This window comes from Nocardia sp. CY41, assembly GCF_009829325.1.
GTDB lineage: Bacteria > Actinomycetota > Actinomycetes > Mycobacteriales > Mycobacteriaceae > Nocardia.
Genome location: NZ_VUOS01000006.1, coordinates 215226 through 229276, shown reverse-complemented (window position 1 = coordinate 229276; position 14051 = coordinate 215226). Strand labels below are relative to the sequence as shown.

Here is a 14051-nt window from a genome sequence, read left to right as displayed (position 1 = left end):
GCCCGTCTCGGCGCGACAGCCGGTCGGGATAGGTGCGTATCGCGCGTGCGTCGCTCCGGCAGCGGGTGTCACCGACTCCGGCCGACCCTGCCGCAACCTTGCAGCGAATCAGTTGTAGGATACAACTTGTGTCTAAGACGTATTCATCGGCCGAACAGGCCTATCGTGCCGTGAAGGAGCGGATCCTCTCCGGCGCGCTGGCCGGAGGGGAGCTGATCAGCGAGGGGGAGATCGCCGCAAGCCTGGGCACCTCCCGCACACCGGTGCGCGAGGCGTTCCTGCGGCTGGAGACCGAAGGCTGGATGAAGCTCTACCCGAAACGCGGAGCGCTGGTGGCGCCGATCCCGCCGGCCGAGGCCGAGCACGTCGCACACGCCCGCTACGTGGTCGAGACCGCGGCGGTGCGCAGCGCGACCGCGAACGACACCGCCGGGTTGGTCGCGGCGTTGCGCTCCTCGATCGAACGGCAGCGTGAGCTGGCCGCCGCGGGGGATCTCGACGCATTCGCGCTGGCCGACACCGATTTCCACCGCACCTACGTCCTCGCCGGCGGCAATCCGCTGCTGTCGGGCTTCTACGACTCGCTGCGCGAGCGGCAGCGCCGGATGAACAGCGTCGCGCTGCGCCGGGGCCCGGTCGACATCACCCGGATCATCGAGCAGCACGGGCGGCTGGCCGACCTGGTGGCGGCGGCGGACGTCGACGGATTCGCCGACGCGCTGGTCGAGCACCTCTCCGGCGTGCACCAACTGGAGCTACGAGGCCGGTGACGGCGACACTCACCGTCACCGCGCCTCCCGGTCCGGTCGTCGCAGGACGCTGGCGCGGTGTGGTCGCCGCGATGTTCGCCATCGCCTGGGGCGGAAACGAATTCACTCCGCTGCTGGTGATGTACAAGCAGGACGGGCTGGCGGCCACCACCGTCGATCTGCTGCTGTTCTATTACGTGCTCGGCATCGTCCCCGCCTTGCTGATCGGCGGGCCGCTGTCGGATCGGCACGGCCGCCGCGCCCTGCTCCGGCCCGCGCCGCTGATCGCCGCGGCCGGATCGCTGCTGCTCGCGTTCGGGTCCGCGTCGGTGCCGCTGATGTCGGCCGGCCGGGTGCTGTGCGGGATCGCGCTCGGGCTGGCGATGGCCGTCGGCGGCAGCTGGCTCAAAGAGCTGACGCAACCACCCTACGGCCCGCCGCTGCCCGCGGGCACGGGCGCGCGCCGCTCCGCGATGAGCCTCACCGGTGGCTTCGCACTCGGCGCCTGCTGCGCCGGAGTACTGGCGCAATGGGCGCCGTGGCCGCACACCCTCGCGTACCTGGTCGACGTAGGACTGTGCCTGATCGCGACCGTGTGGGTGAGGCATGCGCCGGAAACCGTACTCCTCCGGCGGAATCCGGGTCGGCTCCGCGATGACCTGCGGATTCCCGTGGCGGGACACCGGCGTTTCCGCACGGTCGCGCTGCCTGCCGCGCTGTGGTTGTTCACCTCCGCCGCGGCGGCGTACGCGGTGCTGCCCGCGCTCATGGCGCCCCGGGTCGGCGCTGCGCCGATCGCGTTCTCCGCCATGGTCTGCCTCGTCACGCTGGGCTGCGGGTTCGCCGTCCAGTCCGTCGTACGCCGGTTCGACCGGCCCGGCACTGCACGCGCAGCCGCGGCGGCGCTGATCGCGGTGACGATCGGGATGACACTCGCCGCGCTGGCCGCAGGCGTGCTTACCCTGTGGGCGACGCTGGCCGCCGCCGTGGTGCTCGGAGCCGGTTACGGCATCGGCCTGGTGGCCGGGCTGCAAGAGATCGAGCGCATCGCCCGCCCGGACGACCTGGCCGGGCTGACCGCCGTTTTCTATTCGGCGAGCTACCTGGGGTTCGGCACCCCGGCCCTGCTGTCGTTCCTGCACGACACGTTCGGCCTCGGCTATCCCGCGATGTTCGGCGTGGGCGGGCTCGCGGCGGCCGCATGCCTCGTTCCGGTGCTGCGCGACTATCGGGCCTGACCCTCACCGCCGGGCAGGCGCGGGTCTCACCCCTTCGGCGTCAGCAGGACAAGCGGGATCTCGCGCGTGGTCTTCGTCTGGTACCCGGCGTACACCGACTGCGCGGCGGTGACCCGGGGCCACAGTTGCGCCCGCTCCTCCGGCGTGGCCACCCGAGCCGTCATCGGCGTCTTCGGCCCGCTCCGCACCGACACGACGACATCCGGATTGTCGCGCAGATTCAGGAACCACGCCGGGTGAACGGGGTCGCCCCCGCGCGAGGCGACGACGACATAGGTGTCGCCGTCGACGATCGGCGCCGTGAGCATCACCGCGTGCGGTCGCCCGGATTTGCGGCCGGTGGTCGTGAGTTCGAGCGACGGCATGCCGGAGAAATCGTTGCCCAGCTTCCCCAAGCTGAGTTTCAGCAGGGCGCGATGCACCGTATTCATGGTTTTCAGCGCGAAATTCGAGGGCATGCGATCCTCACGATCGACTCGACGGGTGGTCCGGCTCGCCGTATCCCGCGGCGGGAAACGGCGAATCGGACTGTACCGGAACCGGCGCGGCCCGCTCAGCTCGCGGACCATCCCGACCAGCGCTCCACTTCGATGGCGATCACCGGTCCCGGTGGCGGCTGTCGCTCGTACTGCGGGTAGCGCGCGGTCAATCGGCGGATCGCCGCTTCCGCTTCGGCGCCGTGGGCGAGGCGAGCCGCGCCGTCCGCGCGGGCCCACCACAACCGGGTCCAGTCGTCGTCGTAGCTGTCGACGAGCACGGCGACCGCCGGGTTCGCCGCGATGTTGTCCAGACGGCGCAGCGCGGTGGTCGTCTTCGGCTTCGCGTCGACGCTGGTGTAGACGATCTCGCCGGCCACGGCGAACACGATGGGCACCAGGTGGGGGCGCGACCGCGCCGAAACGGTCGCCAACCGCGCGACCGGACTGGTCGCGAATCGTTTGCGGGCCTCCTCGGAATTCAGTCGCACACCCGTCTCCTCGACATCGTCGTCCCCGCGAATCGGGGATCCGGTCGGTTACCTCCCCTATGCAACCGGACATTTGCCGTGAAATCACGGCGTTCGACTACTCCCACGCTACGGTCGAGTCAATGCGTGACCCGTCAAGAGGCTGTATAAGCCAAAAAGTGGAGGCGGTCGTGGACATCGATATCACTGCTCGGCTGAACCTAGCGTTCGAGATGTGGGAGCGTGCGCACGGGCGCCCGCTCGCCGACGATACGGTCGAGACCTGGGTGACCGCGGCCGGGTACGACTTGGAGCCAGGTCACCTGGCGAAAGTCCGGCGCGGACAACTCACCGCGCTGCCGGAGCAGGCCCGCGCCGGGCTGGCTCACGTGTTCGGGCTGGACCCCAGCTATTTCGTCTTCGATCCCGGTCCGGACCGGGCCGACGACGCCGAAGTCATCGCACACCTGGACAATTCGGCCCTGCGCCGCCTGGGCCAAGCCGTGAACGGCGTGTCGCTGCGGACGCTGTTGTACCTGGAGTCCGTCGCCGAAGTGCTCCGCCAGGCCGACGGTCTGCCTCCGTGCGAGCAGACCGCACAACTCTGATCGAACACGACAGCGGCTCGGTTTCGGCCCCCGGCCAGGGAAGTCCGGCGGGCCGGCCACACCGCCCCCGGCGCTCACCACGCGCCGCCGTGACCACCCCGGTGCGCCGGTAATCCAAATTTCGAATACCGCCTCGGAATACCGCGGGCCACACGATGTCCGGTCCGCCGATAGTGAATTCCAGGCAAACAGTAATTCGGCATTTCTTTCACCGCCCGCGCTGTCGTGGCCCACTTTTCGGCCGCCACCAGCGTAATCGGAGCATCTACACCGACCAGGGAATATGCACCGGTTCCCCGTTCCCTCGAAATCTGTCGAGTGGCGCTGCACCGACCCGCCCGCTATGCTCGGGCCGCGAGATTCGAAACTGCTTGTCGGTCTGCGTATTTGGGGTGGATGGGGCACGCAGAGGGGGTAGTGATGCCATTTCCCGGCGGTGAGCGCGAGTGCGAAAGTACGGAATTTGTCAGAGTTGTTGCCTCGGGCGGCGGGTGAGGCCGTCCAAGACGCCGTTCACCGGCCGAGAACGCCGTACCTGACATTGTCCGCCTGCGTGGTCGCGAGCGCGGCCGTCGTCACGGCGGCGGTGTACTACGCACCCACGGAATTCCGTATTACGCTCGCGGCCGGCGCCACCGCCGCGGCCGCCGCCTTATGCGCAGCGGTGACCGCGGCGGTCCACTTCCGCAGGCAAGCCCGGTTTGCCCGGCACTCGGCGGACCGGGCCCGGGACGACGGCGCGCTCGCCGCCGCGGGCGCCCGAGCCGAGGTCACCGCGGCGACCGAGGCCGTCGCCGAGTACGAAGCGCGCGCCGAGAGCAGCGAGAACCGGCGCACCGCCGCCATGGCGGCCTTCGCCGGCGCGGCGGGCCGCATGCAGGCGATGACCACCAGCATGCTGGCGGAGCTGCGCGAGATGGAACACCGCCACGGCGATCCCACCGTGCTCGCCGATTTGCTGCAGCTCGATCACCGCACCGCCCAGGCGGGCAGGCTGGCCGACAGCATCGCTGTGCTCAGCGGCGCGCGATCCGGCCGCCGGTGGGCCAAACCCATTGCCATGGAATCGATTCTGCGCGGCGCGATGGGACGCGTCGCGGGCTATCAGCGCGTGCGGTTGCGCGCGATCGCCGACATCGCGGTCTCCGGGCACGCCGCGGAGGGCGTCATGCACGCGCTGGCGGAGCTGCTCGACAACGCCTGCAACTTCTCCCCGCCCACCACCGAGGTGCACGTCTACGCCGCCGAGGTGCCCGCGGGCGTCATCATCACCATCGAGGACAGCGGGTTGGTCATGAGCGAGTCGGCGCTGCGCCGCGCCGAGGCAGCGGTGGCGGCGGGCGGGCCGGACGCCCGCGGCGCAGGCGCCGACTTGTCCTCGCTCACCGGGACCCGGCTCGGCCTCGCCGTGGTGGGCAATCTCGCGCGCAAACACGGGCTCACCGTCTCCTTCCGGCCCTCCGCCATCGGCGGCACCGCCGTGGTCGTGGTGATTCCACGCGATCTCACCACCCGGGTGGAGCGGCCCCAGCCGTCCACCACCACCGGCACGCTGCCCGTCGCACGGGAGCGCGTCACCGCGCCGCCGGAACCCACGCCCACCGACCCGGAGCCTGCGCCCTCCGCCGCGGTACGCCCGTCTACCGCCGAGCACTCCCCCGCGGGCGCGAGCCCGGCGCTGCCCAAGCGGCGTCGCGGCAGCACGCTGGCCGCGGTCCACCCCGACGGGCTCGCCACACCGGAGCCTGCCGCGCCGACGCCCCCTGCGGCACGGCCGGACTCGCTCGGCGCGTTCCAGCGCGCGGTGACCAGGCCCGCGACCGGCAGCGCCGCCGATACCTCCCCCGCCCCTTCCGTCTCCGTGGAGAACGAACGATGACGACCTCCGAGACCGCCCAGTTGAGCTGGCTGTTGGAACAACTGCTCACCCGGACGCCGCGCACCAGGCATGCCCTCCTGCTCTCCAGCGACGGGCTGAAGATCTGCCACACACCCGATCTCACCGTGGACGGGGCCGACCAGCTCGCCGCCATCGCGGCGGGCATCCAGAGCCTCTCGCACGGCGCCTCGGTGGAATTCGGCGACGGCCGGGCCGGGGTCCGCCAGTCGATGACCGAGTTCTACGGGGGCATCCTGTTCATCGTCGAGGCCGGGCTGGGCGCGCACATCGCGGTCGTGGCCGCCGAGGACGCCGATGCCGGTCTGGTCGGCCACAACATGCGCGAGCTGGTGGAACAGCTCGGCGAGCACCTGGCGGCCGCGCCGCGCTTCCCGGGAGCGGGCGTGTCGTGACCAGGCCAGGCCGCGACGACGACCCCGACCGGCTCTACACGCTGACCGGAGGACGCAGCAAGCCGGACACCGACACCTTCGACCTGGTCACCTTGGTGGTCAGCGAGTGCGCGCCCGCGCCGGGTATGCAGTCCGAGCACGTCGCGATCCTCGAACTGTGCCGCGGCCCGACCGCCGTCGTGGAAATCGCCGCCGAGCTGCGGATCCCGGTCGGCATCGCCACCATCCTGCTGTCGGATCTGCTGCACGCGGGCAAGATCACCGTGCGTCCGCCGCAGGCCGCCGCACCCGGCTCGCCATGGCACTTCCTGCCCGACACCACGACGCTCGAGAAGGTGCTCGTTGGACTTCGCAAACTTTGACCCGCGGCCCGCCCGCGCGGACGCGCCCCTGCGTCAGGTGACCACGCGGGGACTGAAGATCGTCATCGTCGGCGGTTTCGGCGTGGGCAAGACGACGATGGTTCGCGCGGTCAGCGAGATCCGCCCCCTCGACACCGAAGCGATCATGACCGACGAGGGGCTGGAGATCGACGACCCCAGCGGCGCGCCGGGCAAGTCGACCACCACCGTCGCCTTCGACTTCGGACGGATCACCGTCGATGACGAGCACGTGCTGTATCTGTTCGGCGCGCCCGGGCAGCAGCGGTTCCGGTTCCTCTGGGATCGGCTGTTCACCGGTGCACTGGGCGCGATCGTGCTGGTCGATCCGCACCGGATCGCCGACTCCTGGTACGCCGTGGACCGCCTCGAACATCAGCGGACGCCGTTCGTCGTGGCCTGCAACGACTTCGGCGGCGGTCACCGCCCCGACGCCGTACGCGACGCGCTCGACCTCGATCCGCACGTGCCGGTGATCGACTGCGACGCCCGCTCACGCGAGTCCGGGAAGGGCGTCCTCATCACGCTCGTCGAGCACCTCTACTCCCTCGCGCCGCCACCGGTGGCCAGGCGCCCCCTGTTCCCGACTCCGGAGGCCGCGTCATGACCACGCCAGCGCCGAGTTCCACCGACAGCTGCCCCGTCCGCACCGCGCCGGTCACGTTGAGCGGCCCCCGTTTCCATACCGACCCGCACCAGCTCTATCACGAGATGCGCCGCGAGCACGGCGCGGTGGTCGCCGTCGAGTTGCCCGGCGGCGTGCCCGCGTGGCTGGTCATCGGCTACCGCGAACTGCACCAGGTGACCAGCGACCCCGAATTGTTTCCGCGCGACGTCGCACGGTGGAACCAGTGGCCGAACATCCCGCCGGACTGGCCGCTGCTGCCGATGGTCGGGCAGCCGATGCCGTCGATCTATTTCACCGCGGGCGCGGAGCACCGCAGGCACGTGGCGATGGTCGAGCCCGCGCTGGAGCTCGTCGACACCTTCCAATTGCGCCGTACCTGTGAGGATCTGGCCGACCGCCTGATCGACGCGTTCTGCGGCCGGGGCGAAGCGGAGCTGGTCGCCGATTTCGCCGAGCCGCTGCCGGTGCTGGCGCTGGCGCGGGTCCTCGGCTTCCCCGACGAGGACGGACCGCGGCTGGCGTGGACGATGAAGACGCTCGCCGACGGTGGTGCCGACGCCCAGGCCGCGCACCAGCAGTTCGCCGAGCACATGCAGCGCCTGCTGGCGACCAAGAAGGCGGCGCGGGGCGCCGACCTGGTGTCCCGGATGCTGGCGCATCCCGCCCCGTTCACCGACCAGGAATACGTCCTCGACCTGATGGCGGTCACCGCCGCGGGGTATCTGCCCACGGCCGACTGGATCGGGAACTCGGTGCGGCTGATGCTCACCGACGACCGGTTCGCCGCCGCCCTCGGCGGCGGACGGCACAGCGTGGGCCAGGCGATGAACGAAGTGCTGTGGGAGGACACGCCGACCCAGATCCTGGCCGGACGCTGGGCCGCTCGCGACACGCGGCTGGGCGACAAGGTCATCCGGGCCGGTGACATGCTGCTGCTCGGCCTGGCCGCGGCCAATGCCGATCCGCATGTGCGCCAGCACGTCTCCGACGGCGCCGATCCGGCGCACACCGGTAACAGCGCGCACTTCGCGTTCAGCTACGGCGAATACCGCTGCCCTTTTCCCGCGCAGGAGATCGCCGAGGTCATCGCGCGCACCGGCATCGAGGTGCTGCTCGACCGGCTGCCCGACCTCGATTTGGCGATACCCGCCCAGAACCTGGTCCGGCGGCCGTCGGCCTTCCTGCGCGGCATGACCACCCTGCCCGTCCGTTTCACACCCGTTCGCGCCGTCGGAGGTACCCCGTGAGCAGAGCATGCCCACACGCAACGACCCTTGTCATCGATCCGATGGTCGGCGACCTCGGCCGGGAGACCAGCCTGCTGCGTGACGCCGGCCCGCTCACCCGGATCGAGCTGCTCGGCGTGCCCGCCTGGACCGTCACCCAGCACGCGCTGGCCAGGCAGTTGCTCGTCGACACCCGGCTGGTCAAGGACATCGGCGCGTGGTCGCTGTGGCAGTCCGGCGCGGTGACCAGGCAGTGGCCGCTGATCGGCATGGTCGACGCGGGCCGTTCCATGTTCACCGTCGACGGCCCCGAGCACCGCAGGCTGCGGATCAAGACCACTCAGGCGCTGACCAAGCGCAGGCTGGACGCACTGCGCCCCACGATCGAACGCCTGACCGCCGAACTGCTGGACGATCTCGCCGAGGCGGGACGCGACGGCGCGGTGGTCGATCTCAAGACGGTGTTCGCCTATCCGCTGCCGATGCGGGTCGTCAGTGAGTTGATGGGCGTGGACCGCGCCGCTCATCCGATGCTGCTGACCTGGTACAAAGCGTTCTTCTCGCTGCTGACGCCGCAGGACGAACGGCTGCGGGTGATCGACGAGCTGGACGTCTATTTCACCGAACTGGTGCGCACGAAGACCGCCGACCCGACCGACGACCTGACCAGCGCCTTCATCGTCGGCGGCGACGACATCGAGCCGCTGACCGAGGAAGAAGTGGTGGGCAACCTGAAGGCGCTGGTGGCCGCCGGGCACGAGACCACGATCGGCCTCATCCTCAACGCCGTGCGCGCGCTCCTGGGGCGGCCGGAGCAGTTGAGCGCCGTCCGCGCCGGCGACCTCACCTGGGACGCGGCGGTGGAGGAAACCCTGCGCTGGGACAGCCCGGTGACCCATCTGCTGATGCGTTTCGCCACCGAGGACATCACCGTCGGCGACATCGTCATCGAGAAGGGCGAGGGAGTGGTCATGTCCTACCGTGCGATCGGCCGGGATCTCGCCGTGCACGGCGCGGACGCCGACGACTTCGACGTCTCCCGCCCGACCGCACACCGGCACTTGGCTTTCGGCTACGGCCCGCACATCTGCCCAGGTGCGGCGCTCGCCCGCCTCGAGGCGGGAATCGCGCTGCCCGCCCTGTTCACCCGCTTCCCCGAGCTGCGTTTCGCCGTGCCGGTCGAAGAGATTCGCAACCTGCCGGTGCTCACCCAGAACGACCTCGCATCGTTCCCGGTGCATCTCGGGAACTGATCGCAAGCGCCCCGAAGGCGTCCGCGAGTGGCGCATGGCTGCGGCTGTACGCGAGTAGACCTCGCGATGGCGTGCCCGTCGCGGCGGCCAGGCCTTGTTACCGTGGCCTATGGCCAGCGAATCAACGGCGGCGCACCGGCGCGCCGAGCTCCGCGACTTCCTCCGCACCCGCAGGGCCCGGCTCAGGCCGGAGGACATGGGCCTGCCGACAGTGGGACGGCGGCGCACGCCCGGGTTGCGGCGGGAAGAGATCGCCACCCTCGCCGGAGTGGGCGTGTCCTGGTACACGTGGCTGGAGCAGGGGCGCGACATCACCGTGTCGGCGGAGGTGCTCGACGCGATCGCCGCGGCGCTGCGACTGTCCGGCCCGGAGCGGACCCACCTGTATCTGCTCGCCGGTCAGAACCCGCCGCCGTCGGGTGCGATGGGCGACGCCGAGGTCACCCCGCAGCTGCGCCAGTTGCTGGACGCGTGGGGGTCGCGGCCTGCGGTGCTGCGGGACCGCTCCTGGAATCTGCTCGCGGTGAACGACGCCGCGCGCACCGTCTTCGGGTTCACCGACGCCGACCGCAACTGCCTGATCTCGTTCTTCACCAACGTCAGGTACCGCGGCATGCACGCGGAGTGGAGCGCGATCGCTCCCTCGGTCGTGGCCGCTTTCCGCGCGGACGCGGCGCACCACCCCGGCGACCCCGAGTTCGACCGGGTGATCGGCGAGCTCACCGCCGCGAGCCCGGAGTTCGCCGAGTTGTGGGCCCGCCACGATGTGGACGCCGCGGGCCCAGCAGTCAAGGCGGTGCGCCACCCCGAAGCAGGCAACCTGCTGTTCGACACGACCACCCTGGCGGTGGCCGACCACCCGTATTGGTTCCTGGTGCTCTACAACCCGCAATCCGGCACCGATACCGCGCAGCGGGTCGACGGGCTGATGCGGATCAGGCTCGCCGCCCCGGCGTGACCACAGCCTGGTGGTGCCACACCTAGGTCGACTGGACACTGTTCGGCCGCCGTGGCCTTCGGCACGCTGATTCCCATGACGCACAACATCTCCCGATTCGACGGCAAGGTCGCGCTGGTCACCGGCGGCTCGAGCGGCATGGGGCTGGCCACCGCACGACGGCTGCTCACCGAAGGCGCTCAGGTGGTCATCACCGGCCGGGACGAGACGCGGCTGAAGGCCGCGGTGGAAGCGCTGCACGGCGGTGAGCGAGTGATCGCGATCCGCGCCGACGCGGGTCGTCTCGCCGATCTCGACGCGCTCGCCACCGCCTTGCGCGACCGGCACGGCCGTCTCGACGTGGTCTTCGCCAACGCGGGGGTCGCGTCCTTCCAGCCGAGCGCCGCGATCACCGAGGACGAGTTCGACCGGGTCGTGGACATCAACTTCAAGGGCGTCTTCTTCACCATCCAGAAAGTGCTGCCGCTGCTGTCGGAGCACGCGTCGGTCGTCATCAACGCGTCGTGGACGCTGCACCGCGGCCTGCCCGGCGCCACCCTCTACGCGGCTACCAAGGCGGCCGTGCACAACCTGGCCCGCACTCTCGCGGCGGAGCTGGGCCCCAGGGGGATTCGAGTCAATTCGGTGAGCCCCGGGTACATCGAGACCCCGATGTTCCACGACAATGTCAGCCCCGACGCGCACGCCGCCGTACTCACCGAAGTGGCGAGCCGCCGGTTGGGCACCGCCGACGAGGTGGCCGACGCCGTGGCCTTCCTCGCCTCCGCCGAGGCGTCCTACGTCAACGGGCAGGACCTGGTCATCGACGGTGGTCTGGTCGCGGCTGTCTCCCGGGAGCTGATCTGACCGTCAGGCCGTGGAAACGGCTTCGCGACGCACGGAGTCGATGATCGCTTCCCGGATGGGCCGCCAGCGCAGATCGAGTTCGGCCAGCGTGCGGGAGTCGTCGGTCGGCGTGGCCGTGGTGAGCAACCACGCCGCCTCGTAGCCGAGCCCGGCGCTGATCGGCAGGACTCGGGCGGCGGCGTCGGTGAGCCGTCCGAGTCCCAGCAGCGCGGCCTTCGGCACGGGGATCCGCCGGATCCGCTGTCCCACAGCGCTTTCCAGGATGTCCACGATCTCGTCGAAGGCCACCATGTGGCCGCCGCACAGATAGCGCCGTGGCCCGAGGCCGGGGCGCATGACGGCGGCGTGCACCGCGGCCACGTCCCGGACGTCGATCATCTGCATGCCACCGCGGATCCGCGGAGCGACGCGTGCGCGCAGGATGGCGCCCCACCCGTCGGAGGTGATTCCGGCCTGGGCGCCGAGACCGGGGCCGACGACGCTGGAGGGATAGGTGATCACGATCGGAGCGCCCGCGGCCTGCAACGCCCGCGCGATCCGATCGGCCGCCGACTTGGTGCGGCCGTAGGCACTGCGCCCCGGCGCGGTCGGGCTGTCTGGCGTGATGACCGGATCGGGACTGGGAAACAGTGCGCTGTAGCTGGCGACGTGCACGATCGGATCCAGGCCGAGCGCGGTCGCGCGGGCCAGGACGGTGGCGGTCGCGTCGGCGTTGACTTCCCACATCAGTTGCTCGCGCCGGTCGTCGGTGCCGACCACGCCCGCCGCGTGCAGGACGGCGTCGCATCCGTCGAGCAACGCTTCGACCGTCTCGGGGTCCCGGATGTCGCCCGGCAGTACTGCGAGCGCTTCGGGCGTGGTGTCGAACATGTCGACGACCGCCGAGACGGATTCGCTGGGATGGACCAGCAGCACGACACGGTGCCCTGCTCGCAGCAGAGCCGAGACGGTGTGCGCGCCGAGGTATCCCGTGCCGCCGGTGACGGCGATGCGCAGACCGGCCGCCCGCCGCTTCCCGCCGGCTGGGTCCGTGTCGCCCGCCGCCGTGCCGGTTGCCGCCGGTATGTCCTTCAGTCCACCCATTTCGTTCCTTCGTCACCATGGATTCCGCCGTTCGGTCCACCGGCGCCGCGCCTTCGGCACACGCGACAATGGCCGCACAGCTGAAGCATCGGCACAAATTCGATGCCAGTGGCATCGTAATCGAGGCAGGGAGCGGCATGGCGGAAACGGCGCAGGACCCGCATTCGGCGAGCCGGGGCGCAGGCAGGCCGCGGGACGAGTCGGTCGAGCAGCGAGTGCTGGCGACCGTGCGGGAGATGCTGGTCGAAAAGGGATGGGACGAGCTGAGCGTGCGGGCGGTGGCGGCCCGCGCGGGCGTCGGCCGTGCATCGATCGCCCGCCGCTGGCAATCGAAGGCCGAACTGGTGCTGCACGCCGTGCTGGGTGAGACGCCCGATCTGGGGCCGTTCGAGGGAACTGACCGGCAGGGGTGGCTCGAGTGGGTGCTGCGCGGCAGCCGGGAACTGTTCGCGCGCGGCGAGGTGCGCGCCGCCGTTCCCGGGCTGCTGACCGCGCTCGACCGGGACCAACAGTTGCGCCACCGGCTGTGGGCCGGGTTCAGCGCCCCGGCGGCCGCACTTTTCGCCGCGGGCGACACCGCATCCCGCGCACAGTCCGAGTTGGACGCCAGGGCCGTCATCGCGCTGGCGGCCGGTGCGGCGCTGTTCCTGGAATTCGTCGCCCACGGGGACGACACCGCGCTGCTCCACCGGCGCATCGGCGAACTGCTGCACCGCGCCGTGCTCGAGCACTGAGCGGGGCGATTCGGGCGAAAACCGGTTGGCGACCTGCTCCGGCCGCTCAGTACAGTGGGCCGGTGATTCGCACCGCCGCACTGGCCCATGTCCGGGATCGCCGCCTGCTGCAAGCGCGCTCGGTCGGCAAGGACGTCTTCTACATGGCCGGCGGCAAGATCGACCCGGGTGAGACGCCCGAGGCGGCGCTGCACCGGGAGGTGCGCGAGGAACTCGGCGTCGGCGTCGTCTCCTGCGACGAACTCGGAGTGTTCCAGGCCGAGGCGTACGGGCACTCCCCCGGCACCCGGCTGCACATGACCTGTTTCACCGCGGAACTCGACGGCGACCCCACGCCCGCGAGCGAGATCGCCGAACTGCGCTACTTCACCGTGAGCGAGTACGCCGCCATGGACCATGTGGCCCCCGGCTCCATGCTGGTCTTCCGCAAACTCCACGAACTCGGCGCGGTCGACTGGTAGACCGCCGGGAACCGGGCGCGGGCCGGAGCATCAGGCCGATGCGTCCAGTGATCCGGGACGGATCCGTGCCTCCAGCCGGCCGTGCGGGTATTGCGGCACGACGCGGAAAGGGCGCCGATTCGGCACGCGGCGCGCCCTCCGTCAGCGGAGCGCGGCGCTCGGTATCTCGTCGTCGAGCACTTCCACGCCGTGCCAGAAAGCGACGTGGTCTTTGATCTGCTCCGCCGCGCTTTTCGGGTCGGGGTAGTACCAGGCGGCGTCCTCGTTGCGGTTGCCGTGGACTTCCAGGGTGTAGTAGCTGGCCTCGCCCTTCCACGGACAGGTCGTGTGCGTCCCGGAAGGCCGGAGGAATTCCTTCCGGACGGACTCGGCCGGGAAGTAGTGGTTGCCCTCGACCAGCACGGTATCGGAGCTGCTCGCCAGAATTTCGCCGTCCCACATTGCCTTTGCCATATCGCGATCCTGTCGCGCCGCCGGGGAGGAAAGAATGCCCTGGGGCAGCCGTGTCCGAGTCGGTACACGGATGTTGCCGTTTCGATTCGCTCCTGTAGTCGCGCGAAAGGAAATGGCGATCCGCTGACCGCGCGATATCGACCGACCAGCGGTTTGCCGGCCGACTGGACAGGCCCTGCCCTACCCGAAGCCACTC

17 protein-coding genes are annotated in these 14051 nt (G+C 70.4%); 13 read left to right on the top strand and 4 right to left on the bottom strand.

Features of this window, described 5'->3' with window-relative positions; translation table 11 throughout:
• Positions 1-128 precede the first annotated feature (128 nt).
• Positions 129-770, top strand: coding sequence for a GntR family transcriptional regulator (locus GVY64_RS07815; RefSeq protein WP_159839905.1), 642 nt, complete (start codon positions 129-131; stop codon positions 768-770).
• On the top strand, positions 767-1987 hold the full coding sequence (locus GVY64_RS07810; RefSeq protein ID WP_442939545.1) for an MFS transporter: 1221 nt from the start codon (positions 767-769) through the stop codon (positions 1985-1987). The genes GVY64_RS07815 and GVY64_RS07810 overlap by 4 nt, the downstream gene beginning before the upstream one ends.
• Positions 1988-2013: 26 nt before the next feature.
• On the opposite strand, the gene GVY64_RS07805 is transcribed toward GVY64_RS07810, so the two are convergent.
• Together GVY64_RS07805 and GVY64_RS07800 are read right to left on the bottom strand one after the other, a co-directional pair.
• The gene (locus GVY64_RS07805; RefSeq protein ID WP_159839904.1) at positions 2014-2445 is read right to left on the bottom strand and encodes a nitroreductase/quinone reductase family protein; all 432 of its coding nucleotides are present in this window, start codon (positions 2443-2445) and stop codon (positions 2014-2016) included.
• Positions 2446-2540: 95 nt separating this feature from the next.
• Complete coding sequence (locus tag GVY64_RS07800; protein WP_159840063.1) at positions 2541-2948, bottom strand: TIGR03668 family PPOX class F420-dependent oxidoreductase; 408 nt, start codon at positions 2946-2948, stop codon at positions 2541-2543.
• A gap of 176 nt (positions 2949-3124) precedes the next feature.
• Here GVY64_RS07800 and GVY64_RS07795 point away from each other — a divergent pair, with 176 nt between their 5' ends.
• From GVY64_RS07795 to GVY64_RS07755, 9 genes are all read left to right on the top strand, one after another.
• On the top strand, positions 3125-3541 hold the full coding sequence (locus GVY64_RS07795; RefSeq protein WP_159839903.1) for a hypothetical protein: 417 nt from the start codon (positions 3125-3127) through the stop codon (positions 3539-3541).
• Between the two features lie 553 nt (positions 3542-4094).
• Complete coding sequence (locus GVY64_RS07790) at positions 4095-5420, top strand: sensor histidine kinase (RefSeq protein WP_236566685.1); 1326 nt, start codon at positions 4095-4097, stop codon at positions 5418-5420.
• Positions 5417-5833, top strand: a complete 417-nt coding sequence (locus tag GVY64_RS07785) for a roadblock/LC7 domain-containing protein (protein ID WP_159839902.1) — start codon at positions 5417-5419, stop codon at positions 5831-5833. The genes GVY64_RS07790 and GVY64_RS07785 overlap by 4 nt, the downstream gene beginning before the upstream one ends.
• Entirely contained in the window at positions 5830-6195 is a 366-nt protein-coding gene (locus tag GVY64_RS07780) for a DUF742 domain-containing protein (RefSeq protein ID WP_159839901.1), read from the top strand. Before GVY64_RS07785 ends, GVY64_RS07780 begins: the two co-directional genes overlap by 4 nt.
• Before the next feature lie 37 nt (positions 6196-6232).
• On the top strand, positions 6233-6820 hold the full coding sequence (locus tag GVY64_RS07775) for a GTP-binding protein (protein ID WP_268895597.1): 588 nt from the start codon (positions 6233-6235) through the stop codon (positions 6818-6820).
• The gene (locus tag GVY64_RS07770) at positions 6817-8088 is read left to right on the top strand and encodes a cytochrome P450 (protein ID WP_159839899.1); all 1272 of its coding nucleotides are present in this window, start codon (positions 6817-6819) and stop codon (positions 8086-8088) included. The genes GVY64_RS07775 and GVY64_RS07770 overlap by 4 nt, the downstream gene beginning before the upstream one ends.
• Positions 8085-9320: a cytochrome P450 family protein gene (locus tag GVY64_RS07765; RefSeq protein ID WP_236566684.1), complete on the top strand. Its 1236-nt coding sequence runs from the start codon at positions 8085-8087 to the stop codon at positions 9318-9320. Before GVY64_RS07770 ends, GVY64_RS07765 begins: the two co-directional genes overlap by 4 nt.
• A gap of 109 nt (positions 9321-9429) precedes the next feature.
• Positions 9430-10278 (top strand): helix-turn-helix transcriptional regulator, encoded by an 849-nt coding sequence (locus tag GVY64_RS07760; RefSeq protein ID WP_159839898.1) that lies wholly within the window; start codon positions 9430-9432, stop codon positions 10276-10278.
• 75 nt (positions 10279-10353) lie between these two features.
• Positions 10354-11124, top strand: a complete 771-nt coding sequence (locus GVY64_RS07755) for a glucose 1-dehydrogenase (RefSeq protein ID WP_159839897.1) — start codon at positions 10354-10356, stop codon at positions 11122-11124.
• A 3-nt stretch (positions 11125-11127) separates the two neighbouring features.
• Here GVY64_RS07755 and GVY64_RS07750 read toward each other — a convergent pair whose 3' ends face one another.
• The gene (locus tag GVY64_RS07750) at positions 11128-12120 is read right to left on the bottom strand and encodes an NAD-dependent epimerase/dehydratase family protein (RefSeq protein WP_159840060.1); all 993 of its coding nucleotides are present in this window, start codon (positions 12118-12120) and stop codon (positions 11128-11130) included.
• Between the two features lie 224 nt (positions 12121-12344).
• Here GVY64_RS07750 and GVY64_RS07745 point away from each other — a divergent pair, with 224 nt between their 5' ends.
• Together GVY64_RS07745 and GVY64_RS07740 are read left to right on the top strand one after the other, a co-directional pair.
• Positions 12345-12941 carry a helix-turn-helix domain-containing protein gene (locus GVY64_RS07745; RefSeq protein WP_159839896.1) on the top strand — a complete coding sequence of 199 codons (597 nt, stop codon included), beginning with the start codon at positions 12345-12347 and terminating at the stop codon, positions 12939-12941.
• A gap of 62 nt (positions 12942-13003) precedes the next feature.
• Entirely contained in the window at positions 13004-13402 is a 399-nt protein-coding gene (locus GVY64_RS07740; protein ID WP_159839895.1) for an NUDIX hydrolase, read from the top strand.
• 141 nt (positions 13403-13543) lie between these two features.
• Here the strand turns inward: GVY64_RS07740 and GVY64_RS07735 are convergent, their stop codons facing one another.
• A complete protein-coding gene (locus GVY64_RS07735; protein ID WP_159839894.1) occupies positions 13544-13855 on the bottom strand; it encodes a DUF427 domain-containing protein in 312 nt (103 codons plus the stop codon).
• Positions 13856-14051 lie beyond the last annotated feature (196 nt).

Excerpts from the sequence above, each read along its gene's own strand:
- GVY64_RS07805 (WP_159839904.1), bottom strand. The coding sequence starts at position 2,445 with ATGCCCTCGAATTTCGCGCTGAAAACCATGAATACGGTGCATCGCGCC.
- GVY64_RS07785 (WP_159839902.1), top strand. The coding sequence starts at position 5,417 with ATGACGACCTCCGAGACCGCCCAGTTGAGCTGGCTGTTGGAACAACTG.
- GVY64_RS07770 (WP_159839899.1), top strand. The coding sequence starts at position 6,817 with ATGACCACGCCAGCGCCGAGTTCCACCGACAGCTGCCCCGTCCGCACC.
- GVY64_RS07760 (WP_159839898.1), top strand. The coding sequence starts at position 9,430 with ATGGCCAGCGAATCAACGGCGGCGCACCGGCGCGCCGAGCTCCGCGAC.
- GVY64_RS07755 (WP_159839897.1), top strand. The coding sequence starts at position 10,354 with ATGACGCACAACATCTCCCGATTCGACGGCAAGGTCGCGCTGGTCACC.
- GVY64_RS07745 (WP_159839896.1), top strand. The coding sequence starts at position 12,345 with ATGGCGGAAACGGCGCAGGACCCGCATTCGGCGAGCCGGGGCGCAGGC.
- GVY64_RS07735 (WP_159839894.1), bottom strand. The coding sequence starts at position 13,855 with ATGGCAAAGGCAATGTGGGACGGCGAAATTCTGGCGAGCAGCTCCGAT.